This is a genomic window from Actinoplanes sp. CA-051413 (assembly GCF_050955795.1).
Lineage (GTDB): Bacteria > Actinomycetota > Actinomycetes > Mycobacteriales > Micromonosporaceae > Actinoplanes.
Window position 1 is genome coordinate 7,108,241 of sequence record NZ_CP192100.1, and the last position, 25,053, is coordinate 7,133,293.

Annotated in this window: 26 protein-coding genes; 11 read left to right on the forward strand and 15 right to left on the reverse strand. The window is 71.8% G+C overall.

Features of this window, described 5'->3' with window-relative positions; translation table 11 throughout:
* Positions 1–4 precede the first annotated feature (4 nt).
* From ACQP2Y_RS33370 to argH, 5 genes are all read right to left on the reverse strand, one after another.
* Complete coding sequence (locus tag ACQP2Y_RS33370) at positions 5–1,387, reverse strand: CBS domain-containing protein (protein WP_433719796.1); 1,383 nt, start codon at positions 1,385–1,387, stop codon at positions 5–7.
* Positions 1,387–1,833: a hypothetical protein gene (locus ACQP2Y_RS33375; RefSeq protein ID WP_433719799.1), complete on the reverse strand. Its 447-nt coding sequence runs from the start codon at positions 1,831–1,833 to the stop codon at positions 1,387–1,389. Before ACQP2Y_RS33375 ends, ACQP2Y_RS33370 begins: the two co-directional genes overlap by 1 nt.
* A complete protein-coding gene (locus ACQP2Y_RS33380; RefSeq protein WP_433719801.1) occupies positions 1,830–2,756 on the reverse strand; it encodes a ParA family protein in 927 nt (308 codons plus the stop codon). Before ACQP2Y_RS33380 ends, ACQP2Y_RS33375 begins: the two co-directional genes overlap by 4 nt.
* 184 nt (positions 2,757–2,940) lie before the next feature.
* On the reverse strand, positions 2,941–3,219 hold the full coding sequence (locus tag ACQP2Y_RS33385; RefSeq protein ID WP_433719804.1) for a hypothetical protein: 279 nt from the start codon (positions 3,217–3,219) through the stop codon (positions 2,941–2,943).
* Between the two features lie 77 nt (positions 3,220–3,296).
* Entirely contained in the window at positions 3,297–4,727 is a 1,431-nt protein-coding gene (argH, locus tag ACQP2Y_RS33390) for an argininosuccinate lyase (protein ID WP_433719807.1), read from the reverse strand.
* A gap of 50 nt (positions 4,728–4,777) precedes the next feature.
* On the opposite strand from argH, the gene dapE reads away from it, so the two are divergent.
* Positions 4,778–5,845, forward strand: coding sequence for a succinyl-diaminopimelate desuccinylase (gene dapE, locus ACQP2Y_RS33395; protein WP_433719810.1), 1,068 nt, complete (start codon positions 4,778–4,780; stop codon positions 5,843–5,845).
* A gap of 2 nt (positions 5,846–5,847) precedes the next feature.
* Here the strand turns inward: dapE and ACQP2Y_RS33400 are convergent, their stop codons facing one another.
* From ACQP2Y_RS33400 to ACQP2Y_RS33440, 9 genes are all read right to left on the reverse strand, one after another.
* The gene (locus tag ACQP2Y_RS33400) at positions 5,848–7,092 is read right to left on the reverse strand and encodes an argininosuccinate synthase (RefSeq protein WP_433719813.1); all 1,245 of its coding nucleotides are present in this window, start codon (positions 7,090–7,092) and stop codon (positions 5,848–5,850) included.
* A gap of 13 nt (positions 7,093–7,105) precedes the next feature.
* Entirely contained in the window at positions 7,106–7,984 is an 879-nt protein-coding gene (locus ACQP2Y_RS33405) for a hypothetical protein (RefSeq protein ID WP_360817584.1), read from the reverse strand.
* Positions 7,981–8,478 (reverse strand): arginine repressor, encoded by a 498-nt coding sequence (locus tag ACQP2Y_RS33410; RefSeq protein ID WP_433719817.1) that lies wholly within the window; start codon positions 8,476–8,478, stop codon positions 7,981–7,983. Before ACQP2Y_RS33410 ends, ACQP2Y_RS33405 begins: the two co-directional genes overlap by 4 nt.
* Positions 8,475–9,401 carry an ornithine carbamoyltransferase gene (gene argF / locus ACQP2Y_RS33415; protein ID WP_433719819.1) on the reverse strand — a complete coding sequence of 309 codons (927 nt, stop codon included), beginning with the start codon at positions 9,399–9,401 and terminating at the stop codon, positions 8,475–8,477. Before argF ends, ACQP2Y_RS33410 begins: the two co-directional genes overlap by 4 nt.
* Positions 9,398–10,555 carry an acetylornithine transaminase gene (locus tag ACQP2Y_RS33420; protein ID WP_433719822.1) on the reverse strand — a complete coding sequence of 386 codons (1,158 nt, stop codon included), beginning with the start codon at positions 10,553–10,555 and terminating at the stop codon, positions 9,398–9,400. Before ACQP2Y_RS33420 ends, argF begins: the two co-directional genes overlap by 4 nt.
* A complete protein-coding gene (gene argB / locus ACQP2Y_RS33425) occupies positions 10,552–11,418 on the reverse strand; it encodes an acetylglutamate kinase (protein WP_433719824.1) in 867 nt (288 codons plus the stop codon). Before argB ends, ACQP2Y_RS33420 begins: the two co-directional genes overlap by 4 nt.
* Positions 11,415–12,587 (reverse strand): bifunctional glutamate N-acetyltransferase/amino-acid acetyltransferase ArgJ, encoded by a 1,173-nt coding sequence (gene argJ / locus ACQP2Y_RS33430; RefSeq protein WP_360556283.1) that lies wholly within the window; start codon positions 12,585–12,587, stop codon positions 11,415–11,417. Before argJ ends, argB begins: the two co-directional genes overlap by 4 nt.
* On the reverse strand, positions 12,584–13,585 hold the full coding sequence (gene argC, locus ACQP2Y_RS33435) for an N-acetyl-gamma-glutamyl-phosphate reductase (protein WP_433719828.1): 1,002 nt from the start codon (positions 13,583–13,585) through the stop codon (positions 12,584–12,586). The genes argJ and argC overlap by 4 nt, the downstream gene beginning before the upstream one ends.
* A 75-nt stretch (positions 13,586–13,660) precedes the next feature.
* Entirely contained in the window at positions 13,661–14,122 is a 462-nt protein-coding gene (locus ACQP2Y_RS33440; RefSeq protein WP_433719830.1) for a GAP family protein, read from the reverse strand.
* A gap of 127 nt (positions 14,123–14,249) precedes the next feature.
* On the opposite strand from ACQP2Y_RS33440, the gene ACQP2Y_RS33445 reads away from it, so the two are divergent.
* The 6 genes from ACQP2Y_RS33445 (at position 14,250) to ACQP2Y_RS33470 (ending at position 20,846) form a co-directional block, all read left to right on the forward strand.
* Positions 14,250–14,693, forward strand: a complete 444-nt coding sequence (locus ACQP2Y_RS33445) for a hypothetical protein (RefSeq protein ID WP_433719833.1) — start codon at positions 14,250–14,252, stop codon at positions 14,691–14,693.
* A gap of 58 nt (positions 14,694–14,751) precedes the next feature.
* Positions 14,752–14,985, forward strand: a complete 234-nt coding sequence (locus ACQP2Y_RS33450) for a hypothetical protein (RefSeq protein ID WP_360831219.1) — start codon at positions 14,752–14,754, stop codon at positions 14,983–14,985.
* Between the two features lie 142 nt (positions 14,986–15,127).
* Positions 15,128–17,410, forward strand: a complete 2,283-nt coding sequence (locus ACQP2Y_RS33455) for a glycoside hydrolase family 3 N-terminal domain-containing protein (protein ID WP_433719836.1) — start codon at positions 15,128–15,130, stop codon at positions 17,408–17,410.
* Between the two features lie 270 nt (positions 17,411–17,680).
* On the forward strand, positions 17,681–18,898 hold the full coding sequence (locus ACQP2Y_RS33460) for a reverse transcriptase family protein (protein WP_433719839.1): 1,218 nt from the start codon (positions 17,681–17,683) through the stop codon (positions 18,896–18,898).
* Positions 18,899–18,918: 20 nt separating this feature from the next.
* Positions 18,919–19,932: a LacI family DNA-binding transcriptional regulator gene (locus ACQP2Y_RS33465; RefSeq protein WP_433719841.1), complete on the forward strand. Its 1,014-nt coding sequence runs from the start codon at positions 18,919–18,921 to the stop codon at positions 19,930–19,932.
* 68 nt (positions 19,933–20,000) lie between these two features.
* Complete coding sequence (locus ACQP2Y_RS33470) at positions 20,001–20,846, forward strand: NAD-dependent epimerase/dehydratase family protein (RefSeq protein ID WP_433719842.1); 846 nt, start codon at positions 20,001–20,003, stop codon at positions 20,844–20,846.
* Between the two features lie 10 nt (positions 20,847–20,856).
* Here ACQP2Y_RS33470 and ACQP2Y_RS33475 read toward each other — a convergent pair whose 3' ends face one another.
* Positions 20,857–21,582 (reverse strand): GNAT family N-acetyltransferase, encoded by a 726-nt coding sequence (locus ACQP2Y_RS33475; protein WP_433719843.1) that lies wholly within the window; start codon positions 21,580–21,582, stop codon positions 20,857–20,859.
* Between the two features lie 56 nt (positions 21,583–21,638).
* On the opposite strand from ACQP2Y_RS33475, the gene ACQP2Y_RS33480 reads away from it, so the two are divergent.
* The 4 genes from ACQP2Y_RS33480 to ACQP2Y_RS33495 all read left to right on the forward strand — a co-directional run bounded on the left by ACQP2Y_RS33480 (position 21,639) and on the right by ACQP2Y_RS33495 (position 25,041).
* A complete protein-coding gene (locus ACQP2Y_RS33480) occupies positions 21,639–22,307 on the forward strand; it encodes a SanA/YdcF family protein (protein WP_433719844.1) in 669 nt (222 codons plus the stop codon).
* A gap of 27 nt (positions 22,308–22,334) precedes the next feature.
* Entirely contained in the window at positions 22,335–22,916 is a 582-nt protein-coding gene (locus ACQP2Y_RS33485; protein ID WP_433719846.1) for a hypothetical protein, read from the forward strand.
* Positions 22,917–23,002: 86 nt separating this feature from the next.
* Positions 23,003–23,725: an ABC transporter ATP-binding protein gene (locus ACQP2Y_RS33490; protein WP_433719847.1), complete on the forward strand. Its 723-nt coding sequence runs from the start codon at positions 23,003–23,005 to the stop codon at positions 23,723–23,725.
* A complete protein-coding gene (locus ACQP2Y_RS33495; protein ID WP_433719849.1) occupies positions 23,722–25,041 on the forward strand; it encodes an FtsX-like permease family protein in 1,320 nt (439 codons plus the stop codon). The genes ACQP2Y_RS33490 and ACQP2Y_RS33495 overlap by 4 nt, the downstream gene beginning before the upstream one ends.
* Positions 25,042–25,053 lie beyond the last annotated feature (12 nt).

Below are 25,053 nucleotides of genomic sequence, written 5' to 3' on the forward strand. Positions count from 1 at the left end.
GGGGTCAGATCGCGTATTTGCGGAGCAGGTCGTTGATCATGCTCAGGTGCGCGACCGTGTTGTCCGGGAGCGGATCGGGGTTGAAGTGCATGACCGCGTTGCGGACCGTGCGAATAGTGTTGATCCTGGCCACGAACGTCGCCCGGTCCAGCGGCAGGCCCAGCTTTGCCCACAGGGCCGGATTCTCCAGCACCCGCTGGTAGTCCCCCATGGCCATGTCGTCGTGCGACTTGATCCGATTACCGGACGGATCGCAGGTGGCGACCACCTCAGCCAGGGTGATCTTGCGGATGATGACCCGGCGCAGCAGCCGGTCGAGATCGCCGATGAGGATGAACGGGTTCGCCATCTCGCCGTAGCGACCCGCGACGTCCGCAGCCGTGACGATGCCGGCGATCTCGTTCGATTCGTTGCGGACGAACAGGAAGCCGCGACGACGTAGCTCGTCGAGAACGGTCAGCAGGTCCGACCGGTAGCTGACATCACGCGCCGGCACGATGGCATCGGCCAGCACGGCGTGTGGATCGTCGAGCAGCGCCTGGGCGATCGACTGCCAGGTCACCGCGCCGCGCAGGTTGTGCTTGCCGGACAGCACCGCGAGCTGGGAGTAGTCGTTGAGCAGGAGTTTCGTCTTGGCTTCCTCGAGGGTCGCGGTCGGCTTCACCGACTCGGCCCCGGCGAGCGCCGACGCGAGATTGCCCACCATCAGGCCGATGTAGCGCGACTCGGCTTCGTCCTCGTCGTCCGCCGGCGTGACCGCGGCCTCCACCGCTTCGTCGGTCTCCTGATCCGCCTCCTGCGCCGCGGTGATGATCGTGACCCGGGTCTCCAGCGTCACGCTGCGGAAGTTCGGCCGGGTGGCGAGGCCGTGGTTGGCCAGGTCGGCCTCGATACGGACGATCTGGTCACCCCGGTCCCTGACTCCCCAGAAGGAGAGCAGCTCGCGGACCGAGATGCGCTCCGGTGCGTCGCCCTCCGCGCGTACCCGGGCCGTCCGCAGCCACTCGTGCACCTGCGCCGGTGATCCCACCTCGTCGTCGGAGACCTCGGCCTCCTCGACAGTGTCGGCCACGGCCTGGTCGAGCAGGTCCTGGCGCAGCGCGTCCAGGGAGGCGCCGGTCGACTCGAGCACCCAGGCGTGCCAGCCGTCCACCGCGCGCATGTTCGCGGCCACCATGGCGGCGCGCGACGGCGAGCGGTACTCGTCGCCGTCCGCCAGGCGCAGCCGCCCGGACTCCAGGACCTCGGCGACGTAGGTCTGGCCCATCCGCGGCCGGCTGAAGCGGACTCGCTCGCCGGGCTTGAGCAGCCCGGCGGCGATGAGATCGGCCAGGGTCACCCGCCGCCCGTCCAGCAGATGCATGGTACGGCCCGCCTCATCGGTCATCAGGGCCGCAGACCTTCATACTTCCGGCGGGCACCAGCAGCTTGATCCACCAACCGGCCTTGGATCTGAGCAACCTTGAGCGAGGACGGCATGTCCAGGTTGAGGTATCTGCCCAGAGCAAGCAGGTCATTCTTGACCAACTTCTTACCGTTCAATCGCACAGCAGCCAGATAGGCCAAGCCGTCGTTGGTCGTCTCCTGCTTACGCAGGCCTTCCACGATCTCGGCGTAATCGCCGGTCGTGTCCTGCTGAATCCGGGGTTGCGGGGCCTGTCGCGTCGGGCGGCTGCTCGCAACGGGAGCGGTCGGCGCCGGCTCAACCTCGCCGCCCACCGTGAGCGGGAGGCGGCCGTCGGCGATGCCCGCAAGCTGGTCGGTCGGCAAGCGGAGCAGGAAACCGGTCACCTGGTGCACGAGCTTGAGCAGGCTGTGCAGGTCAGCGCTCACGAGCGGGGCCCTCCGGAAGCGATGGCCGCGACGAACTCCTCCGAGAGCGCCCGTAGTTCGCGGCTCACGGGATCGTTCAGCGGGGCGGTGAGTACGGCGGGCACGCCGTCGCGCCCCGCCTCGGCGAAGTAGGTCGGGCTGTTGCGAATGGTCGCCTCGAAAACCGGCACCTCGCCGACCGCGCGGACCTCGTCGATCTGCATGCGCTGGCTGCCGATCGGCTTACCGGCGTAGACCTGCGTCATGGTGAACGCCACACCGGCGATGCGCGGGTCGATACGCTCGCCGGCTGCGCCGGCGCCCGGCGCGTGGCCGACATAGTCGTTGTATTCCTCGACGAGTTTGGCGACGCTGTGCTTGAGATATCCGATTCCCAGGGTGGACAGGTAATCGGGTTTGGCCGGCACCAGCAGGTAATCGCTGGCCACGATGGCGGTCTTGGTCACCAGCCCGAAATTCGGCGGGCAGTCGATCAGCACGATGTCGTAGCCGCCGAAGGCCGGGGACCGCAACGCCTCGGCGAGACAGCCGTGCAGGCGCAGAAACTTGCGCTTGTTCTCAGCCAGGGTGACACCGCCACCGAGCCGCGCGGCCATGTGCAGGTCGACGTCGATGAGGGCGAGGTGCGAGGAGATCAGGTCGAGCTGGCCGGCGCTGTCCTTGAGCACCTCGTTCACCCGCTCCGGCGTGAGGATCAGCTCGTCGAGCCGGATGCTCTGACCGGGCATGTCCCCGTCGTACCAGCGCTGAATGGTCCGGGTGTCCCGCAGGTCGGCGTTCCACTCCTCGACGGAGAAGAACGAAAACGTCAGGTTCGTCTGCGGATCAAGATCGATCATCAGGACGCGGTAGCCGCCACTGGCGATCTCGGCGGCGAGATTGGCGGTGAGCGTGGTTTTTCCCACGCCACCCTTGTAATTCATCACGGACACCACGTGCACGAGTGACCCCCAGGATCCTGCGCCGGAAATCCAGTCCACCATCGATTTCCGGTGCCGGGCAAACCTGCGGTAGCCGCGCGGAAGACATTCAGTAGGAGCGATGAACGCGCGCTCCGGCCCGGCGGGACACCGGCCGGACCTCCGGCGGAGAGGTCGGCGGCTGTCCTTACTCGTACTCGGAGCGTTGGTCCGTGACGATGCCGATGGCCAGGATGACAGCGGCGATCACCACCGGCCACAGGACCGCGCCCGTGAAGCTGCCGACGGCGCTCTCCGCCCGGGCCCGGCGTTGATGCCACTGACCGAGCAGGATGCAGACGACCACGCCCGAGGCGACGGCCAGCCAGGCGACGGCGACGTGCCGCACCACCGCGGCGAGGAGCAGCAACGTCAGCCAGACGACCAAAGATTGCCCGAGGCCGTGAGCGAAACGATCTCTGCGCACTCCGCCACCGTAGCGGGGACGGCTCGGCCCGCGATGCGGCGGCACCTGCGGGGTGCCGCCGCGCTACAGCGGACCGCCTACCGCGGCACCACGCTCTCGATGGACCACTCGCGCCAGCCGTCCAGCTTGTCCGAGGCGGTCTGGAGCTGGTCCGCCACCGGCCCCGGGCCCGTCGAGCCCGCCGTCGTCCGGGCCGCCAGGGCCGAGCGGACGCTCAGCACCTCGCGCACCGACGGATCAAGGTGTTCGCTGACCGTCTTCAGGTCCTCGTCCGAGACGTCCTCCAGCTCACACTCGCGGGCCGCGCACAGCGCCACCAGGCGGCCGGTGATCTCGTGGGCGTCGCGGAACGGGACGTGCTTGCGGACCAGCCAGTCCGCCACCTCGGTGGCCAGGGAGAAGCCGATCGGGGCGGCTGCGGCGAGGCGGTCCACCCGTACCGTCATGGTCGAGATCATTCCGGCCAGCGCGGGGAGCAGCAGCTGGAGCGTGTCGATCGCGTCGAAGGCCGGCTCCTTGTCCTCCTGCATGTCGCGGTCGTAGGTCAGCGGCAGGCCCTTGAGCATGGTCAGCACCGCGACCAGGCCGCCGATGAGCCGGCCCGCCTTGCCGCGGGCCAGCTCCGCGATGTCCGCGTTCTTCTTCTGCGGCATGATCGACGAGCCGGTGGCGAACGCGTCGTCGAGGATCACCCAGCCGAACTCCTGCGAGGTCCAGAGGACCACCTCCTCGCCGAGGCGGGACAGGTGCACGCCGATCAGGCCGGTGATGAAGAGGAACTCGGCGACGAAGTCGCGGTCCGACACCGCGTCCATCGAGTTCTGGGCCGGGGCCTTGAAACCGAGCTCCTTGGCCACCGCGCCCGGGTCCAGCGGCAGCGACGAGCCGGCCAGGGCGCCCGAGCCCAGCGGCGAGATCGCCGTCCGGGCGTCCCAGTCGCGCAGCCGGTCGAGGTCACGCAGCAGCGGCTGGACGTGGGCCAGCAGCCAGTGGCCGAAGCTCACCGGCTGGGCGTGCTGCAGGTGGGTCATGCCCGGCGCCGGCGTGTCGAGGTGCCGGCCGGCCTGCTCCAGCAGCGCGTCGGCCAGCTCGACCACCGCGGCGGCCACCCCGCGGGCGTGGTCGCGCAGGTACATCCGCAGGTCGGTGGCGACCTGGTCGTTGCGGGAACGGCCCGCGCGCAGCTTGCCGCCCAGGGTGCCGAGGCGTTCCAGCAGGCCGCGTTCCAGGGCGGTGTGCACGTCCTCGTCCTCGACGGTCGGGCGGAAATCCCCCGCCGCGCACGCCGACTCCAGGTCGTCCAGCGCGGCCAGCATCTGGCCGAGCTCGTCCGCGTCGAGCAGGCCCGCGCCGGCCAGGACGCGGGCGTGGGCCCGCGAGGCCGCGATGTCGTACGGGGCCAGGCGCCAGTCGAAATGCACGCTCACGCTCAGCCGGGCCAGGGCCTCCGCCGGTCCGCCGGCGAAACGGCCACCCCACAGCCTGGTCGGACCTTCGGTCTCCGGCACGCGCTCACTCCTTCAATTCGGTTCGGGTGACCCACGATAGGGTCCGTCCCATGACGCTCGACCTGCACGATGATGTTGTCTCATTGACCCGCGCGCTCTGCGACATCCCCTCGGTCAGCGGCGACGAGGGCAATCTCGCCGACGCCGTGGAGGCCTCCCTGCGCAAGCTGGGACACCTCGAGGTGCTGCGCGACGGCGACGCCCTGGTGGCTCGCACGAACCTGGGCCGGGACAAGCGGATCGTGCTCGCCGGGCACCTGGACACCGTACCGATCAAGGACAATCTTCCCACCTGGACCACCGGCGAGGGCGACGCCCAGCTCCTGCACGGGCGCGGCACCTGCGACATGAAGGCCGGCCTGGCCACCCAGCTGCGCATCGCCGCGACCGTCACCGAGCCGCGCCACGACCTCACCTTCGTCTGCTACGACAACGAGGAGGTCGCCTCGGTCAGGAACGGGCTCGGCCGGCTCGTGCGCAACCACCCCGACTGGCTGGCCGGTGACTTCGCCATCCTGGGCGAGCCCTCCAACAGCGGTGTCGAGGGCGGCTGCCAGGGCACGATGCGGGTGCGGATCACCCTGCGGGGCAAGGCCGCGCACACCGCCCGGGCCTGGCGCGGGATCAACGCCATCCACGCCGCCGCCCCCGTGCTGGCCATCCTCAACGCCTACGAGCCGCGGCGCCCGTTCGTCGACGGCCTGCAGTACCACGAGGGCCTCAACGCCGTGAACATCCAGGGCGGCATCGCCGGCAACGTGCTGCCCGACCAGTGCGTCATCGACATCAACCACCGGTTCGCGCCGGATCGCAGCATCGACGAGGCCTACGCGTACCTGCAGGAGGTCTTCGCCGGCTACGAGCTGGAGATCCGCGACCAGGCGCCGGGCGCGCGCCCGGGCCTGGACCAGCCGGCGGCGGCCGAGTTCCTGGCCGTGGTCGGCAAGGAGCCGGCGCCGAAATTCGGCTGGACGGACGTGGCCCGCTTCGCCGAACTCGGCATCCCGGCCGTCAACTACGCACCGGGCGACCCGCTGCTGGCCCACACCGACGAGGAGTACGTCCCCGTCGCGGAAATCCGCGAATGCGAGCGAGTGCTGGCCGCCTGGTTGAGGTAGCTTCATTTCTCCGGCGAACCCGCATTCTTGGCAATGGCTCCCGGGATCGCGTACATGTGGGCGAAGGCGCGGGCCTGCTCGCCGGTCCACAGCGACGAGCCGTAGCCGTAGACGACGCCCTGCCGGGTCGCCGCGTCCAGCAGGCTGTACGGGCTGCGGCTGCCCAGCGGGATCACGTTGCCCTTGTGCAGCCGGATCCGCACCTCGCCGGTGACCCGGGTCTGGCTGGAGTCGAGGAACGCCCGGAAGTCGTCCAGGATCGGGTCGTAGTAGACGGCCTCGTGCAGCAGGTCCCCGTACGTGTTGCCGAGCTGGAGCTTGGTGGCCTGCTGCCGGTTGCTCAGGGTGAGGCGCTCCAGCTCGCGGTGCGCCGCGATCAGGGTGAGCATGCCGGGGGCCTCGAAGCCGACCCGGGCCAGGTTGCCCACCATGGTGGAGCCCATGTGGATGCCGCGGCCGACGCCGTGCTCGGCGGCCAGGGTGTTCAGTGAGCGCAGGATGGCGTAGTTCGGCGCGCCCTGGCCGGTGCCCTCGATCGGGGTGCCGTCGAGCGTGGTCGCCGACGTGACCTCGCCCTTGTCGAAAGCCAGGATCAGTTCGATGCCGTCCGCGGGAGCGTCGTTGATGGACTTCGTGCTCTCCCAGGCCTCCTCGGGCAGGTAGTCCCAGGAGCCGTAGGTCTCCTTGCCGCCGATCGAGGTGCCGATCAGACCCTCGTTGATCGAGTACGTGGTGACCTTGTCGCTGGTCTCGAAGCCGTGCTGGCGCAGGAAGTCGCGCTCGAACTCGCGGGTCAGCCGCTCGTCGCGGATCGGGGTGATGATCTCCAGTTGCGGGGCCAGCGCGCGGATCACCGAGTCGTAGCGCACGTGGTCGGCGCCCGCGCCGGTGGAGCCGTGCGCGATCGCGTCGGCGCCGTTGTCCAGCGCGCACTGCACGACCTTCTCCGCCTGGACCAGCCGCTCCGCGCCGACGCAGGACGGGTAGCCGCCGTTGCGCAGGTAGTTCGCCTTGATCGCGTACGTGACCACGCGCGCGTACAGCTCCTCGCGGGCGTCGATGACGAAGTGCCGCGCCGAGCCCAGCTCCTCCGCGCGGGCCCGGACGACGTCACCCTCGCCGCTGTGCAGGCCACCGGTGTCGACGTTGGCGGTGAGCACCTCCCAGCCCTGCTCGCGCAGGGAGACCAGGGCGTACGAGGTGTCGAGGCCACCGGAGAAGGCGAGGACGATCTTGCGCTTGGACATCAGGATTTCCTTATCAGGACGCGGGGATCTCGAGGATGGGCACGTACGTCCGGCCCTCCTGGACGAGGTGGCCGGGGGCGAGCACGTAGTACGTGCACTCGCGGGCCTCGATGGCCTTCTGCATGGCCCGCTGCCGCTCGTAGTCGAACGGGTCGAGCAGGAACGACGGCTCCGGCTCGGGCCCGGTGACCGGCACGGTGAAGTCGTTCTCGTAGACGAACGAGCCGGGCGAGGTGTGGAACGGCACGGTCGCCACCATGATGCGCAGCCGGCCGAAACGGGTGTGCACCCGCAGGGCGCTGTTGTCGTACTGAGTGACGCCGTCGAGCTTCTGCGCCTGGTACGCCGACAGCGCCAGCGCCTTGAGCGCCTTGCCCAGCCCGACGCTGGTCCACAGCGACCACAGCGACCAGCCGACCCAGGTGCCCGGGGCCGCACTGGGCGCGGCGCAGTAGCCGGCGATCGGGATCGGGCCGTTGTAGTCGCTCTGCTTGGCCTTGTCGAACACCGCCCGCATGTGGCGCTTGGCGTCCGCGTCGAAGGCGCTGGTCTCCAGCACCTCGGTGAACGACGACTGCGGCAGCGCGGCGATGACCGCGGCCGAGGGCATCAGGATCAGGTCGACCATCACCCACTGCGGCATCGGGATGCCCCGGTCGCCGAACGCGATGCCGTTCATCACGTTGAACAGGTTGAGGAACGCGCCGGTGTCCCAGCCCTTGTCCTCGGTGGTGTCGGTGAAGTCGAGCCAGCTCAGCTTGTGGCCGTACGGGGCCTCGTTGAGGAACGGCCGCAGCGACTCGTTGGACGCCAGGTAGAACTCCAGCCCGTGGTTCAGGAGCTTCTGCATGTTGTCGGCGAAGCCGGGGAAGTGTGCCTCGACGGCGGTCATGGTTGGCTCCCTTCGGGGTCGGCACGGCTCCAGGCCGTGAGCTTCTCGGCGAGCGCGGCGCCCGGCCCGGCGCCGGAGTCGCGGGCCACCACCAGGATGGTGTCGTCGCCGGCGATGGTGCCGACGACGTCGGGCAGGCCCGAGCGGTCCAGGGCGCTGGCCAGGAACTGCGCCGCGCCCGGCGGCACCCGCAGCACCACCAGGTTGCCGCTGACGTCGACCGAGTTGAGCAGTTCACGCAGCAGCCGGATCAGCCGGGCCGGGGCCTGCTCGACCGGGCGCAGGGCGGGCAGCCCGTCCTCGGGGATGACGTAGACCCCGCCGACCTTGACCGCCCGCAGCTCCTCCAGGTCGCGCGACAGCGTCGCCTGGGTGACCTGGACGCCGTCGACGGCGAGCAGGTCGGCCAGTTCGGTCTGCGACCGCACGGCCTTGTCCCGCACCAGCTCGACGATCCGCGCGTGCCGCGCCGCCCGCGTCCCCGGCCCCGTCATGACTGCTGGTCCAGCAACCAGGTCAGCAGGGCCTTCTGGGCGTGCAGGCGGTTCTCGGCCTGGTCGAAGACCGCGCTCTGGGCGCCGTCCATCACCTCGTCGGTGATCTCCTCGCCGCGGTGCGCCGGCAGGCAGTGCAGCACGATCGCGTCGGGCGCGGCCGCGGCCAGCAGGTCCTTGTTGATCTGGTACGGCCGGAACGGCGTGTGCCGGTCGATCCCGTCGTCCTCCATGCCCATCGACGTCCACGCGTCGGTGGCCAGCACGTGCGCGCCGGTGGCCGCTTCGCGTGGGTCTCGCAGTACGGCGACGGAACCGCCGGTGCCCGCCGCGATCTCCGCCGCCCGGGCCACCACGGCCGGGTCCGGGTCGAAACCCTCCGGACCGGCGACCCGCACGTGCAGGCCCGCGGTCGCGCCGGCCAGCAGGTACGAGTGGGCCATGTTGTTGGCGGAGTCGCCCACGTAGGTCAGTGTGCGCCCGGCCGTGGCGCCCAGCCGCTCGCGGATCGTCTGCAGGTCGGCCAGCAGCTGGCAGGGGTGGAAGCCGTCGGTGAGCGCGTTGACCACCGGCACGTGCACGTCGGAGGCCAGCTCGGCCAGCCGCTCGTCGCCGGAGGTGCGGAACACGATCGCGGACACGTACCGGGAGACGACCCGGCCCGCGTCCAGCAGCGACTCGCCGCGGCCGAAGTGGGTGGCCTGGGTGTCCACCACGATGGCGTTGCCGCCCAGCTCGGGGATGCCGGTCTCGAACGACAGCCGGGTGCGCAGGCTGACCTTGTCGAAGAAGACGGCGACCGACCGCGGGCCCTCCAGCGGCCGGTACGCGAACCGGTCGGCCTTCATCGCGGCGGCCAGATCGAGCACCGCGCTCTGCTCGGCGGGCGACAGATCGTCATCGCGCAAGAAGTGGCGGGTCATTTGACGGCCTCCCCGAGCGCCGCGACGAACGCCTCGGCCTGCTCGGTGGTCAGGATCAGCGGCGGGGCGAGCCGGATCACGTCGGGCTGGATCGGGTTCACCAGGAAGCCCGCGTCCTGCAAGGACTTCGCCACCTCGGCGGAGACCGGCGCGGTGAGCTCGATGCCGAGCAGCAGCCCGGCGCCCCGGACCCCGGCGATCGCCGGACTGTGCAGACCCTCGACTCCGCGCCGGATCAGCTCGCCGACCCGCTTGACGTGATCGAGCAGGCCCTCGCCGGCGATGGTCCGGATGACGGCCAGGCCGGCCGCGCAGCTGACCGGATTGCCGCCGAAGGTGGTGCCGTGCGAGCCGGGCCCGAACAGCTCCCCGGCTTTGCCGAAGGCGATGCAGGCGCCCAGCGGCAGGCCGCCGCCGAGCCCCTTGGCCAGCGTCACGACGTCGGGCTCGACGCCCTCGCTCTGGTGGTGGAACCAGTGCCCGGTGCGCCCGATGCCGGTCTGCACCTCGTCGAGCACCAGCAGCGTGCCGGTGGCGGTGCAGATCTCCCGGGCCGCGGCCAGGTAACCGGGCGGCGGCACGACCACGCCCATCTCACCCTGGATCGGTTCGAGGATGAGCATGGCGGTCTGCGTCGTGACGGCCGCGCGCAGGGCTTCGGCATCGCCGTACGGGACGTGGGTGACCTCTCCCGGCAGCGGCCGGAACGGCTCACGCTTGCCGGGCTGACCGGTCAGGGCGAGCGCCCCCATCGTGCGGCCGTGGAAGCCCCCCTCGGTGGCGACCACGTGGGTGCGACCGGTGAGCCGGGACAGCTTGAACGCGGCCTCGTTGGCCTCCGCGCCCGAGTTGCTGAAGATGACCCGGCCGGGGCGCCCGGCCAGGGCCAGCAGCAGCTCGGCCAGGGCCAGCGGCGGCTCGGCGATGTAGAGGTTGGAGACGTGGCCCAGGGTGGCGACCTGCTGGGAGACCGCGGCGACGATGGCCGGGTGGGCGTGGCCCAGGGCGTTCACCGCGATGCCGCCGAGCAGGTCGACGTAGGACTTGCCGTCCTCGCCGACCACGACGGCGCCGGAGCCGCTGATCAGGCCCAGCGACGGCGTGCCGTAGTTGTTCATCATGCTCTGCGACCACCGGTCGCGGAATGTGGTCATGACGGAACCACCATCGTGCCGAATCCTTCCGAGGTGAACACTTCGAGCAGCGTCGAGTGCGGCACGCGGCCGTCGACCACGTGCGCCGCGGGGACGCCGCCCTGCACCGCCCGCAGGCACGCCTCCATCTTCGGCACCATGCCGGACTGAAGGCTGGGCAGCAGCTTCTCCAGGGCGTCGGTGTCGATCTGCGAGGTGAGCGAGGAGGTGTCGGGCCAGTTGGTGTAGAGGCCGGGCACGTCGGTGAGCACGACCAGCTTGCGGGCGCCGAGCGCGACGGCGAGGGCGGCCGCGGCGGTGTCGGCGTTGACGTTGTGCACCAGGCCGTCGGCGTCGGGCGCGACGGTGGCGACGACCGGGATGCGCCCGGCGGCGATCAGGTCGTCCACGGCCGAGGTGTCGACCTGCGCGACGTCGCCGACCTGGCCGATGTCGACCGGCTCACCGTCGACCACCGCGTGGCGGCGTACGGCGGTGAACAGCCGGGCGTCCTCACCGGACAGACCGACGGCGAACGGGCCGTGCTCGTTGATCAGGCCGACCAGCTCGCGGCCGACCTGGCCGACCAGCACCATCCGCACGACGTCCATCGCCTCGGGGGTGGTGACCCGCAGGCCGCCACGGAACTCGCTCTCGATGCCGAGCTTGCCGAGCATCGACGAGATCTGCGGGCCGCCGCCGTGCACCACGACCGGCTTGATGCCGGCGTAGCGCAGGAAGACCATGTCGGCGGCGAAGGCCCGCTGCAGCTCGGGGTCGATCATCGCGTTGCCGCCGTACTTGATGACGACGGTGGTGCCGTGGAAGCGTTCCAGCCAGGGCAGGGCCTCGATCAGGATGGCGGCCTTGTCGGAAGCGTTCACGAGCTGTACGCCGAGTTCTCGTGCACGTACGCGTGCGACAGGTCGGTGGTGCGGATCGTCGCGCTCATCTCACCCTCGTGCAGGTGCACGGTGATGGTCACGTCCCGGCCGCTGAGGTCCACCTTGGACCGGTCCTCGGCGGCGGCCCCGCCCCGGCACACCCACACGCCGTTGACGGCGACGTCGATGCGGTCCGGCGCGAACGCCGCGGCCGTGGTGCCGACCGCGGCCAGGATCCGGCCCCAGTTCGGGTCGTTGCCGAACAGCGCGGTCTTGACCAGGTTGTTGCGGGCGACCGTACGCCCGACCTCGACCGCGTCGGCCTCACTGGCCGCGCCCAGCACCTCGATGGCGATGTGCTTGGTGGCGCCCTCGGCGTCGTCGATCAGTTGACGGGCCAGGTCGTCGCAGACGGCGGTGACCGCGGCGGTCAGCTCCTCCTGCGTCGGCTGGACGTCGGAGGCGCCGCTGGCCAGCAGCAGCACGGTGTCGTTGGTGGACATGCAGCCGTCGGCGTCGATCCGGTCGAAGGTCAGCCGGGTGGCCTCGCGCAGGGCGGTGTCCAGCGCCTCGGAGCCGGCGACCGCGTCGGTGGTGAGCACGACCAGCATGGTGGCCAGGGCGGGGGCGAGCATGCCGGCGCCCTTGGCGATGCCGCCGACCGACCAGCCCTCGCCGTGCGCGACCGCGTTCTTGGCCACGGTGTCTGTGGTCATGATGGCGCTCGCGGCGGCCGGGCCGCCGTCCGGCTTCAGCGCCTTGACCGCGGCGGTCACGCCGGGCAGCAGCTTGTCCATGGGCAGCAGCTCGCCGATCAGGCCGGTCGAGCAGACCGCGATGTCCCCGGCGCCGACCAGCAGCGGCTTCGGCCCGCCGCGCAGCACGGCGGCGGTGTGCTCGGCGGTGGCGTGGGTGTCCCGGAAGCCCTGCGTGCCGGTGCAGGCGTTGGCGCCGCCGGAGTTGAGCACGACGGCCCGGACGACACCACCCTTGAGCACCTGCTGGCTCCACATCACGGGTGCGGCCTTGACCCGGTTGGCGGTGAAGACGCCGGCCACGGTGGCGTCGGGCCCGTCGTTGACGACGACCGCCACGTCGGGACCGCCGCCGGTCTTCAGCCCCGCGGCGACACCGCTGGCCCGGAACCCCTTGGGGGTGGTGATCGTCACGGAGCGACTCCGAATACCGTCAGGCCCGCGGTCTCCGGCAGGCCGAGCATGAGGTTGGCGCACTGCACGGCCTGGCCCGCGGCGCCCTTGCCGAGATTGTCCAGAGCACTGACGACGACGATCCGGCCGGAGTCGACGTCGAGAGTGGCCTGCAGGTGACAGGAGTTGGATCCGGCCGTGGCCGCGGTGTGCGGCCAGGTGCCGGCGGGCAGGACGTGCACGAACGGCTCGTCGGCGTAGGCGGCCTGGAGCACGGCCCGCGGGTCGGCGTCCCCGAGCGGCCTGGCCGTGACCGTGGCGAGAATGCCCCGCGGCATCGGCGCGAGCACCGGGGTCATCGACAGCGAGGTCGCGCCGGTGGCCTGCTTGATCTCGGGGACGTGCTGGTGCGCGCCGACCTTGTAGGGCGACAGGTCACCCATCACCTCGCTGGCGAGCAGGTTGACCTTGGCGGACCGGCCGGCCCCGGACGTGCCGGAGGAGGCGACCACCACGACGTCGGCGGGATCGGCGGCCCCGGCGGCGATCAGCGGGGCCAGGGCGAGGGCGATGGTGGCCGCGTAGCAGCCGGTGTTGGCCACCCGGTCGCTGGCGGCGATGGCGGCCCGGTGCCCGGGCAGCTCCGGCAGGCCGTAGGTCCAGGTGCCGGCGTGCGTGCCGCCGTAGTAGCGGCCCCAGGCGTCGGCGTCGTGCAGCCGGAAGTCGGCGCCCAGATCGACGATCTTGACCCCGGCGGGCAGCTGCGCGGCCAGCGCCGCCGACTGCCCGTGCGGCAGAGCCAGGAAGACCAGATCAGCGTCGGCCAGGGTCTCCGCGTCGGTCACCCCGAGGACCAGATCCAGGCCCGCGAGCTGCGGGTGTACGGCGGCCACGGGCGTTCCCGCCTGACTGTGCGCCGTGGCGGCGACGAGGTCGAACTCGGGGTGCCCGGCGATCAGGCGCAGCAGCTCGCCCCCGGCGTACCCACTCGCCCCGGCGACAGCGACCCTGATTCCCATACTTACCTCCGCATGACTATGCAGAGGACGGTATCAACGCGCAGAGCCAGGAAGCAACCTCGATAGGTGGCGCCCTCACCCGATCAGGTGCAGCCGGAACGCCGCGTCGCGCACGAGCAGCACGCCGATGATCGCCAGAATCCAGCCCAGCGCCCCGTCCAGGTGCCGCGACATCCACGCGCTGACCAGCTGCAACGGCTTCTCGATCCGGCGGCCCAGCGCGGTACGCACCCCGAGCAGCAGCAGCGCGGGCAGCACCATCACAACGACGTACCCGGTGAGCAGCGCCACTCGGACGGGCGCGCCAATATCCGCCGCCGTCAGCAATCCGATGGCCGCGAGGTACGGCACCATGGACAGCACCTCGATGCCCGCCGCGGCGACGCCCAGCCCGGCCATCGCCCGCGGGGAGGCCTCGGCGGTCGACAGCCGGGTCCGCCAGCGCGTCGCCGGGTCCGTCCCACCGCGGCGGGCGCGACGCCGGCGCACGCGCTTGGGCTCGAAGTAGAAGCTGAGCAGGAACAGGGCGACACCCACGACGAGCTGGACCCAGCCGACGACCTCGTTGCCGTCGAGCAGAACTCTAGGTGCCGCCCACGAAGGTCTGCTGCCCCACGGACGCGTGGTCCGGTGGGTGGTCCGGGTCAGCCGTTATCGTGCCCCGGTGAGGTCCAGTGTGCGGGTACGTCATGTCCTGGCCGTCGGTGTGGTCCTGGCCGCGCTCGCCGGCTGCGGCTCCGCCGATCCTGCCGGTCCGCCGGCCGGCGGGCCTCCACCCGGCGGCTCACCACCGCCCGGCGGCCCTCCGCCCGGCGGTCCTCCCCCGCCCGGGATGCCGCCGCCGCCGGACCGGGCGACCGCCGAGGCCTACGTCGCCGATTTGCGGCAGATCGACGCGGCCATCGTCGGGGACGGCGACATCCGCCGGCTCGTCGACCGGGGCCTGAACCAGTGCGCCAGCGTCAAGGAGTGGCCGGACGACCAGGCCAAGCTGGTGGCGCTGACCAACCAGCGCTTCACCGCCCCGGACCATCCCGACGGCTTCGGCGAGGCCACCGCCGCCCGGATCCTCGAGGTCGTGCGCAAGCGGATCTGCCCCGCCTACTGAACAGCGGTGAACGGGCGCCGGTGGACGGGCAGCGACCTGGGCGGGTATGACTTCAGCCATGGCTGACAAGGAACTGGTCCGCATCCGGGAGACCGCCCTGGCGTACGCCGAGGCCGTCCGCACCACCCAGCGTTTCTTCGACCGCGTCGAGGACCTCGACGACCCGTCCGTGCAGGCCGAGTACGCGAACCTGGCCCAGCGCGAGAAGGAGGCCGCCGGGGCCCGCCTGGACGCCATCGACGCGGCCGGGATCGAGGTCCCGAGCGTGGACAGCAGCGACAACGACGCCTGACCGTACGCACGGGTTCACGTCGGTAGCTCCGGTTCCGGTACTGATTGACCGAAGATACGACCCCTGGGGTCGCCGGTACCGGTTCCGGGCTGTGCGACACTTCCGGACGCTTACCGATGTGTTGCGTTTCGGAGGAAACCTCGTGGCCGCTGCGGACCCGTACCGTGATCCCTCGCTGCCCGTCGAGCAGCGGGTCGAGGATCTGCTCGGCCGGATGACCCTGGCCGAGAAGGTCGGCCAGATGTTGCAGCTCGACGCGCGCGGCGACCTCAAGGACGCGGTCAGCACCCGGCTCGCCGGCTCGATCCTGCACGCCTCCCCGCAGCGCATGCTGGAGGCGATCGACCTGGCCGCCGGCACCCGCCTCGGCATTCCGCTGATCACTGCCGAGGACTGCATCCACGGGCACGGCTTCTGGCCCGGCGCGACGGTCTTCCCGACCCAGCTCGCCATGGCCGCCAGCTGGGACGCGGGCCTGGTCGAGCGGGTGGCCCGGACCACCGCGATCGAGGTCTCCGCGACGGGCATCCACTGGACCTTCTCCCCGGTGCTGTGCGTCACCCGGGACCTGCGCTGGGGCCGGGTGGACGAAACTTTCGGCGAGGACCCGTACCTGATCGGTGAGCTCGGCGCCGCGATGGTCCGCGGCTACCAGGGCGACGGCCTGACCGACCCGACCGCCGTGCTGGCCTCGGCCAAGCACTTCGCCGGCTACTCCGAGACCCAGGGCGGGCGCGACGCCAGCGAGGCCGACCTGAGCCCGCGCAAGCTGCGTTCCTGGTTCCTGCCGCCGTTCGAGCGGGTCGCCCGCGAGGGCTGCGCCACCTTCATGCTCGGCTACCAGTCGATGGACGGCGTGCCCATCACCCTCAACCGGTGGCTGCTCAACGACGTGCTCAAGCAGGAGTGGGGCTTCACCGGCACGCTGGTCACCGACTGGGACAACGTCGGCCGGATGGTCTGGGAACAGAAGGTCTGCGCCGACCTGGTCGACGCCGCCGCGCAGGCCGTCCGGGCGGGCAACGACCTGGTGATGACCACCCCGGGCTTCTTCGAGGGCGCGCAGACCGCCGTCGAGCAGGGCCGGATCAGCGAGGACGAGATCGACGCGGCGGTCCGGCGGATCCTGCGGCTCAAGTTCGAGTTCGGCCTCTTCGAGAACCCGCGGGCCCCTGACGCCGTACGGCAGGCGGCCGTGATCGGGCACCGCGACCACGCCGCGCTCAACCTCGAGATCGCCCGCCGCTCGCTGGTGCTGCTGCGCAACGACGGCACGCTGCCGCTGGCCGGCGGCCTGATCGCCGACGCGGACGGGCGCGCCTCGGGGGCCACCGGCGCGCGGACCGTCGCGGTCATCGGCCCCAACGCGGACGCCCCGCAGTCGCAGCTGGGTGACTGGGCCGGCGCCTCCGGCCAGGTCGACTGGATGCCCGACGGCCAGCCCCGCGAGTTGATCGAGACGGTGCTCGACGGCTTCCGCCAAGTCGCCCCGGCCGGCTGGACGATCACCACCGCGCTCGGGGCCGAGATCGAGCGGCTGGTGCCGGACCCGGCCGGTGCGACGTACCCGGACGGGCAGCCGCGGCCGCCGATCTCCGAGCCCGCCACCGCCGACCCCGCGCTCATCGCCGAGGCGGTGGCCGCCGCGCGCGCCGCCGACTACGCGGTCGTGGTGGTCGGCGACACCGTCGCGCTGACCGGCGAGAGCAAGTCCACCGCGACGCTGGAGCTGCAGGGCGGGCAGATCGCGCTGCTGGACGCGCTCGCCGAGCTCGACACCCCGGTGGTCCTGGTACTGCTGAACTCCAAGCCGGCCGCGCTGCCGCCGTCCGCGCTGGCCTCGGCCGCGATCGTGCAGGCTTTCAACCCCGGCATGCGCGGCGGCCGGGCGCTGGCCGAGCTGCTGTTCGGGCTGGTCGAGCCGACCGGGCGGATGCCGCTGTCGGCGGCCCGGCACGTGGGCCAGCAGCCGGTCTACTACAACCAGATCCGCGGGCAGCACGGCACCCGCTACGCGGACCTGACCCAGGACCCGCTGTTCGCCTTCGGCGAGGGCCTGAGCTACACCACCATCGAGTACGCCGACCTGAAAATCGCCCAGCCGCAGGTGAGCGCCGACGGCACGGTACGGGCGAGAGTCCGGCTCACCAACACGGGGACCCGGCCGGCGCTGGAGACCGTGCAGGCCTACATCAGCGACCTCGTCACCAGTGTCACCTGGGCGGCGCGGGAGCTGAAGACGTACCGGCAGGTGCTGGTGCCCGCGGGCGAGAGTGTCACGGTCGACATCGAGCTGGCCGCGGCCGACTGCTCGCTGGTCACCGCGGACGCCCGCCGGGTGGTCGAGCCCGGCGACTTCGACCTGCTGGTGGGGCCCAGCTCGCGCCCGGAGAGCCTGCTCATCGCCCGCTTCAGCATCGGCTGACGGCCTGGCGGAGTGGTTCTATGCTGCCGTGATGGCAGCGTGTCCCGAGCTGACCGTCGCGCGCCGCCCGCGGCGCGTCGAGGGTTTCTTCGGGGTAACCCCGAGGGCGCAGGTTTGACCACCGCAGCGCATCGCCGGCGCGCCACTGCGCTTCGCGCAGCTAGGCGCAGGCACGACCGGGCATCGTCGGGGCACGCTGCCACCACGGTCGGGCGGGACGCGACGGCGCTCGCCGATGCTCTGCTGACCACGTCGTGGCGGCGGGTGGCGATGCTCAGGGCAGCTTGGGTGGTCTTCGGGCGGCGAGCGCGCTGGGTCCGGCCGGCGGTGGACGCGGTGCTCCGGGCGTACCGGGAAGCCCCGGCCGACCGGCCGCGTGAGCTGGCCGGCTTCCTCGCCGCGAGCGGACGTCTGGGCGCGCACCGCACGGTCGTGCGGCACCGCCTGGTCGCGCCGACCCGGACCATCCGGATGCGCTGGCCGACACCCCGGATCGACGACCTGGGCGCCCTGGCCGATTTCCTGTCGCTCGACGGCGACATGATGGACTGGTTCGCCGACCGGCGGGAGATCAACCGGTACGCCCGCGACGAACGGCTGCGCCACTACCGCTACACCTGGCTGCCGCACCGGCTGATCGAAGCGCCCAAGCCGATGCTGCGCGACCTGCAGCGGCGGCTGCTCGCCGAGGTCCTCGCCGAGATACCGGTGCACGAGCGGGTCCACGGGTTCGTGCCCGGGCGCGGCGTGCACACCTTCGCGGCCTCGCACGCCGGGCAGGAGGTGCTGGTCAGCCTGGATCTGCGGGCGTTCTTCTCCAGCATCACGGCCGCCCGGGTGTACGCGGTTTTCCGCCAGGCCGGCTATCCCGAGCCGGTGGCGCACACGCTGACCGCGCTGACCACCACCCGTACGCCGGCGCACGTGCTGCGCGGTGCTACCGACCCGACGCGGGCGGCGTTGCTGCGCCGGCCGCATCTGCCGCAGGGCGCGCCGACCTCCCCCGCGCTGGCCAACCTGTGCGCGTTCCGGCTGGACCGGCGGCTGACCGGCCTGGCCGACCGCTTCGGCCTGCACTACTCCCGCTACGCGGACGACCTGGCCTTCTCCGGCACGCTGGGCGACCGCCGGGTCCGCGACCTGATCGCGTACGTGCGCACCGTCGTCGCCGAGGAGGGGTTCCGGACACATCCGGACAAGACCCGGGTGCGCCGGCAGGGAGATCGTCAGCTGCTGGCCGGCCTGGTGGTCAACGCGCGACCGGCCGTGGCCCGCGAGGACTACGACCGGCTCCGGGCAATACTGCAAAACGCCGGCCGGCACGGGCTGGCCGCCGCCAACCGGGAAGGGCATCTGGATTTCGCCGCACACCTCGCCGGCCGCGTCGCCTGGATGGCCCACCGCCACCCCACCCGGGCCGCGAAGCTGCACGACCTGCTCCGGGCGGCGATGGCCGCTCCCGCTGCACCGCCCGCGCCGGTAAGCTGACGGCGACCCCGGGAGAGTGAGTGAAGCGGCCTACGATCGCCGATGTCGCGCGGCACGCCGGCGTCTCGAAAGGCGCGGTGTCGTACGCGCTCAACGGCCAGCCAGGAGTCTCGGACAGCACCCGCGAGCGCATCCTCGCCGTCGCCCGGGACATCGGATTCAGCCCCAGCAACGCGGCCCGGGCGCTGTCCCGGGCGAGCGCGAACGCCGTCGGCCTGGCCCCGTGCCGGCCGGCCAAGATCCTCGGCGTCGAGCCGTGGTTCATGGGCCTGATCAGCGGCTTCGAGCAGGAGCTGGCAGCCCGGTCCTACGCGCTGACCCTGCAGGTGGTCTCCACCCCCGAGGAGGAGGTCGAGGTCTACCGGCGCTGGTGGGGTGAGCGGCGCATCGACGGTGTGATCCTCACCGACCTGCGCGAGGACGACATCCGCATCCCCGTCCTGCAGGAGCTCGAGCTGCCGGCCGTGATGCTGGGCGGCCCGGCCGACACCGGCACGATCCCGCAGCTGTGGTCCGACGACACCGGCTCGATGACCGAGGCCGTGCGCTACCTCGCCGCGCTGGGCCATCGCCGGATCGCCCGGGTGAGCGGGCTCACCAGCCTGCTGCACACGCACGAGCGGACCCGCGCGTTCGTCGAGGCGTGCGCGGCGCTCGGCCTGCACGACGCGGTCACCGCGCAGGCCGACTACACCGGTGAGGAGGGCGGCCGGGCCACCCGGCGCCTGCTGATCCGCGCCGACCGGCCCACCGCGATCATCTACGACAACGACGTGATGGCGGTGGCCGGCCTGGCCGCGGCCCAGGAGATGGGCCTGTCCGTGCCCGCCGACCTGTCCATCGTGGCCTGGGACGACTCGCTGCTGTGCAGCCTGGTGCACCCGGCACTGACCACCCTGAGCCGGGACATCCCCGGGTACGGCGCCCAGGCGGCCCGGCAGCTGCTCAAGGTGATCGACGGCGAGAAGGTCGACAGCGCCGAGGGCAGCGCCGCCCACCTGACCACGCGCGGCAGCACGGCCCCGCCACGCTGACCGCCCATCCGGTTGGTTCCCCGTCCTGAGGGCAAGATGATCGGGAGCAGGCCGGCGAGAGGAATGACATGACCCGGATCGCGGTGACCGGTGGCAGCGGCAAGCTGGGACGGGCGGTGCTGGCCGACCTGGCCGCACACGGCAACGAGGTGGTCAACCTCGACGTCGCGGCCCCGCGCCCGGCCCTGAAGATCGACCTGACCGACTACGGGCAGACCGTCGAGGCGCTCACCGCCATCGACGACCGCTACGACAAGATCGACGCGGTGGTGCACCTGGCGGCGATCCCGGCGCCCGGCCTGATCCCGAACGCGGCGACGTTCCAGAACAACATCACGGCCACCTACAACGTCTTCTCGGCGGCCCGGCTGGCCGGGATCACCAACGTCGTGTGGGCGTCCAGCGAGACCGTGCTCGGGCTGCCGTTCAGCACCCCGCCGCCGTACATTCCGGTCGACGAGGACTATCCGGCCCGCCCGGAGTCGACGTACTCGCTGGTCAAGCACCTCGAGGAGACGATGGCCGCGCAGTTCTGCCGGTGGAACCCCGAGCTGAAGATGATCGGGCTGCGCTTCTCCAACGTCATGGACCCGGAGGACTACGCCGAGTTCCCGTCGTTCGACGCCGACCCGCGCAGCCGCAGCTGGAACCTGTGGGGCTACATCGACGCCCGCGACGGGGCGCAGGCGGTGCGCAAGGCGCTGGCGTACGGGACGCCCGGCGTGGAGGTCTTCGTCATCGCCAACGCCGACACCGTGATGAGCCGGTCGAGTGCTTCGCTGGCGGCGGAGGTCTTTCCCGGCGTACCGGTGAAGAAAGAGCTCGGGGAGCACGAGACGCTGCTCTCGATCGACAAGGCCCGCCGGGTCCTGGGCTACGAGCCCGAGCACAGCTGGCGCGACGAGGTGTCGTGAGGGCCGGACCTCACGGCGCGGTGAGCCGGGCGGCCGCGATCGGCCGCATCCGGTAGCCGAGCTTCTCGTAGGTGCGGATCGCCGCGAAGTTGTCGCCGCTGACCAGCAGCGCCACCCGGCTGCGGTCCTTGATCAGCTCGTCGGTGACAAAGGCGCAGAGCGTCGTGCCGAGGCCCTGCCCGCGGGTCCCGGCCCGGGTCGCCACCCCGGCGACAAAACCGATCTCCGGTACGGACCAGGCGTCGGCCGCCACCGCCTGTAGTTGCCCGGCGGCGTCGCGCAGACCGGCCCAGCGCCGTACCCCGGAGTCGCCGGGCTTGGCCCACGAACCGGGGTGCTCGGCCTCCAGCAGCGTCGTGACCTCGGGGATCTCGGCATCGGTGAGCCAGCGCGGCTCGCCGGCGACGCGGACCGGCGCGGGCGCCGGCGTGGTCGTGTCCATCCAGCCGAAACGGGCCACCAGTTGCAGGCCCTCGACCCGTTCGGTGAGGGCGTCGATCAGCGCCGCGTCCGCGACCGGGTTGAAGCCGGTGACCTGCGCTCGGATGCGCCGCACCAGCTCGGCGACGTCATCGGGGCTGCCGCGCAGCGCCAGCCGGTCGCGGCGGGAGACGTCCCGGCAGGCGACGGCGGCGGCGTCACCGTGAGCCCAGGCGCGGGCACCGGTACGCATGTCCTGAGCCGTCCACAGCAGCAGCGGATCGTCGTCGGCGGAGATACGGTCCAGAGCGATCATCACCGGCAATGATGCCCGGTCCGCCGGGCTTGACGCCTGCTGGCATCGTCACCGGCATGATCAGGCTCTGGTTCCGGCGCGGCGTCGTGGCGGGTGCGCTCAGCGTGGCGGCGGCGGTCCTCACCATGGCGGCCGGCGACCTTTGGGTACGCGCTGAGGCCCGCGGCCACGTCTACACCGTGGCAGCAGTCCCCGCGGCCCCGGTGGCACTGGTGCTCGGCGCCGAGGTGTATCCCGACGGCAACCCCTCGCCGTTCCTGGCCGCGCGGCTGGAGATCGCCCGGCAACTGCTCGCCGCGGGCAAGGTGCGCGCGATCCTGGTCTCCGGCGACCACATGGACTGGGGTTACAACGAGCCCGGGGCGATGTTCCAGTGGCTGGTCGACCGGGGTGTGCCGAGCCAGCGGATCGTGCTGGACCACGCGGGCTTCGACACGTACGACTCGTGCGCCCGGGCCCGCGAGGTGTTCGGCGTCAGCAAGGCGGTCGTGGTGACCCAGAGCTACCACATCGACCGCGCGGTGGCTTTGTGCCGCCGGCTGGGCGTCGACGCGACCGGGGTGGGCGACGACACCGTCCGGATCTACCGCGAGCCGTGGCGCAACAGTGTGGTCCGCGAGCGCGGTGCGGTGGTCAAGGCGCTCGCCGACGTGGTCTCCGGCCGTGATCCGGTCTTTCTCGGCCCGCGGGAACCGGGCGTCGAGACGGCCCTGAACAGCTACTGAGTGGCGCGCGTGTGGGATCTTCGGCTCATGCCGTCACGCCTGCCCAGACTGCTCGCCGCCACCGGCCTCGCGGTCTCCCTGCTCACCCTCGCCACCGCCTGCTCCGGGCAGGCGGCCGGGGACAAGTCAGCCGGACCGCCGGCCTCCGCACCCGGATCCACCGCGAAGTTCGGTGACGGCCCGGCGCCGGACGCGACCGTCACTCCCGTCGCGACGGGGACCTCGACGAAGCCGGCGGTCCTGCTGGCCGACGGCCGCTGGCCGGGCTTCATCGCCAAGGTGGCCGGCGAGACCGTGTCCATGGACCTCGTCGAGTTCCTCACCGGGGACGCGGCCGCGGCGGCGTGGCAGAAGAAGTACCCCGACTCCGAGCAGGACTCGCCGGACAACGACTACTTCATCATCAACGACAACAAAAAGCTCCGGAAGCTCCCGCTGTCCCAGTCCATCAAAGTCGAGGTCGTCGGAGCGGCGGGCCCGGGGACCGAGGAGACCATCGCGGTGTCGGCCGTGGAGAACCACTTCGGCAACCTGCTCAAGGGCACCCTGTTCTGGTTCACGGTCAAGCAGGGCGAGGTGACGAAGATCGAGCAGCAGTTCCTGCCCTGACCGCACGCCGGGGTGCGGTTATCCGCACCCCCGAACGGGAGCCACCCCCGATGTCCGGCGCGCTCCCGGCAGCCAGGCTGAACGGCATGGAATCGGTCTTGGAACTGAGGGACGTCGCCCGTGCCTTCCCGCGCGGCATCGTGGCTCTGCGGCAGGTGAGCCTGTCCGTGGGTGCCGGCGAGTTCGTCGCCGTCATGGGCGCGACCGGGTCGGGAAAGAGCACGCTGCTGCACTGCGCCGCCGGGCTCGACCGGCCCACCGCGGGCTCGGTCCGGCTGGCCGGCCGCGAGATCAGCCGGCTGCGGGAGCGACCCCTCACCCGCTGGCGGCGCGACCGGGTCGGCTTCGTCTTCCAGTCCTACAACCTGCTGTCGGAGCTCACCGTCCGGCAGAATCTGGCCCTGCCCGGCCGGCTCGGCGGCCCGCGCCGCCGCGGCATCGACGAGGTGCTGGCAGCGGTGGGGCTGGCCGGCACCGGCTCCCGGCCGGTGGGCGAGCTCTCCGGCGGCCAGCGCCAGCGCGTGGCGATCGCCCGGGCCCTGGTCACCGGCCCGTCGGTCATCTTCGCGGACGAGCCCACGGGGGCGCTCGACCCGACGACCGGCGGCCAGATCCTCGGCCTGCTGCGCCGCGCGGTCGACGAGCAGGGCGTGACCGTGCTGATGGTCACCCACGACCCGGTCGCGGCGGCCTGGAGCGACCGGCTGGTGCTGCTGCGCGCGGGCACCGTGGCCACGGACGCGGCCACCCCGGACGCCCCGGCCATCGCCGACCGGCTCCGCGCGGTCTCCACGGCGGTGGTGGCATGATCCGGCAGGCGTTACGCAGCAACCCGTGGTCGTTCCTCGGACCGTTCTCCACCCAGCTGCTGGCCGCGGCCCTGGTCGCGGCCGGCCTCGGCATCACCACCTCGTTCGACCGGGCCCCGCTGGACCCCGCCGCCCGGCAGGCTCTGACCGACAGCGGCCTCGCCGACATCGCGATCATCTTCGTGATGATCGCGATCTACCTGTCGATCATCATCGTCGGCGTGACGATGGCGGCGACGATCGCCCAGCAGGCCCGCGACATCGCCCTGGTCCGCGCGATCGGCGCCACCCCCGGCCGGGTCCGCCGCTCGGTGGCGGCCCAGGCGGCAATCGTCGCCGTGCCGGCCACCCTGCTCGGGGTTCCCCTGGGCAGCCTCGGCGGCCGAGAATGGATCAGCGGCGTCGTCAGCCACGACCTGGCCCCGGCCACGGTCACCTTCCACCCCCACCCGGCGGCCCTGCCGATCGCCCTGGCCGTCACGGTGGGCACGTCCCTGGCCGGCGCCCTGATCGCCGCGATCCGCCCGTCCCGGATGCGACCCGCCGCGGCCCTGGCCGAAACAGCGGCGCCCCGCCGGCGCCTCGGCCGCGTACGCACGACGGCCGGGCTGATCCTGGTGACCGGCGGCACCGTGCTGTCGATCGCGATCGCCGACCTGGACGCGGAAACCACCGACGCCCTGGGCCTGCTGGTGATGCTGGCCCTCTGCGTCGGCGCAGGCCTGCTGGGCCCGGCCCTGCTCCGGGTCGCGGCAGTCGTCGGAAGGTTGTTCGGCGACACCGGCCGGCTGGCGGGCGACACCATCGCCGTGCGATCGAAAGCCCTGTCCAGCGCCCTGGTGCCGCTCACCCTGGCGATCGCCTTCACCGCCGTCAAAGTCATCATCCTGAAAACCACGGAACACACGACAGGAACGGCACCGGCAGCCGCGGACCGCTGGCTGGAGTATTCCGGCACCTCGGTCTACGTCGCCTTCGCCGCGGTGGCAGCGGTCAACACCCTGGTCACCGTGATCCTGTCCCGCCGCCGAGACCTGGCGGTAACCCAACTCGCCGGAGCAACCCGCCGGCGCGCCCTGACGGTCGTGGTCTGCGAGGCTCTGCTGGTGACCGCAACAGCACTGGTGGTGGGCGCGGCGGTGGCCGCGATCACGACGCTGCCGCTGCTGCACACGGCCCTGGGCACCTGGATGCCGTGGATGCCGGTCAGCTGGCTGGTCTCCGGGGTGCTGGCCACGGCCGCCCTGGTCCTGGCGGGGACCGCGCTGCCGGCTGCCCTGGCGATGCGCCGACCCCCGATCGAGGTGGTCTCATGACCGTGCCGCCGA

What these genes read in the sequence shown, in the direction of transcription:
- ACQP2Y_RS33480 (WP_433719844.1), top strand. Translation starts at nt 21,639, where the DNA reads ATGATCAGGCTCTGGTTCCGGCGCGGCGTCGTGGCGGGTGCGCTCAGC.
- dapE (WP_433719810.1), top strand. Translation starts at nt 4,778, where the DNA reads ATGACGCTCGACCTGCACGATGATGTTGTCTCATTGACCCGCGCGCTC.
- argF (WP_433719819.1), bottom strand. Translation starts at nt 9,401, where the DNA reads ATGACCCGCCACTTCTTGCGCGATGACGATCTGTCGCCCGCCGAGCAG.
- ACQP2Y_RS33410 (WP_433719817.1), bottom strand. Translation starts at nt 8,478, where the DNA reads ATGACGGGGCCGGGGACGCGGGCGGCGCGGCACGCGCGGATCGTCGAG.
- ACQP2Y_RS33485 (WP_433719846.1), top strand. Translation starts at nt 22,335, where the DNA reads ATGCCGTCACGCCTGCCCAGACTGCTCGCCGCCACCGGCCTCGCGGTC.
- ACQP2Y_RS33420 (WP_433719822.1), bottom strand. Translation starts at nt 10,555, where the DNA reads ATGACCACATTCCGCGACCGGTGGTCGCAGAGCATGATGAACAACTAC.
- ACQP2Y_RS33495 (WP_433719849.1), top strand. Translation starts at nt 23,722, where the DNA reads ATGATCCGGCAGGCGTTACGCAGCAACCCGTGGTCGTTCCTCGGACCG.
- ACQP2Y_RS33450 (WP_360831219.1), top strand. Translation starts at nt 14,752, where the DNA reads ATGGCTGACAAGGAACTGGTCCGCATCCGGGAGACCGCCCTGGCGTAC.
- ACQP2Y_RS33490 (WP_433719847.1), top strand. Translation starts at nt 23,003, where the DNA reads ATGGAATCGGTCTTGGAACTGAGGGACGTCGCCCGTGCCTTCCCGCGC.
- ACQP2Y_RS33370 (WP_433719796.1), bottom strand. Translation starts at nt 1,387, where the DNA reads ATGACCGATGAGGCGGGCCGTACCATGCATCTGCTGGACGGGCGGCGG.
- ACQP2Y_RS33380 (WP_433719801.1), bottom strand. Translation starts at nt 2,756, where the DNA reads ATGAATTACAAGGGTGGCGTGGGAAAAACCACGCTCACCGCCAATCTC.
- argC (WP_433719828.1), bottom strand. Translation starts at nt 13,585, where the DNA reads ATGGGAATCAGGGTCGCTGTCGCCGGGGCGAGTGGGTACGCCGGGGGC.
- ACQP2Y_RS33470 (WP_433719842.1), top strand. Translation starts at nt 20,001, where the DNA reads ATGACCCGGATCGCGGTGACCGGTGGCAGCGGCAAGCTGGGACGGGCG.
- ACQP2Y_RS33460 (WP_433719839.1), top strand. Translation starts at nt 17,681, where the DNA reads ATGCTCAGGGCAGCTTGGGTGGTCTTCGGGCGGCGAGCGCGCTGGGTC.
- ACQP2Y_RS33400 (WP_433719813.1), bottom strand. Translation starts at nt 7,092, where the DNA reads ATGTCCAAGCGCAAGATCGTCCTCGCCTTCTCCGGTGGCCTCGACACC.
- ACQP2Y_RS33405 (WP_360817584.1), bottom strand. Translation starts at nt 7,984, where the DNA reads ATGACCGCCGTCGAGGCACACTTCCCCGGCTTCGCCGACAACATGCAG.
- ACQP2Y_RS33475 (WP_433719843.1), bottom strand. Translation starts at nt 21,582, where the DNA reads ATGATCGCTCTGGACCGTATCTCCGCCGACGACGATCCGCTGCTGCTG.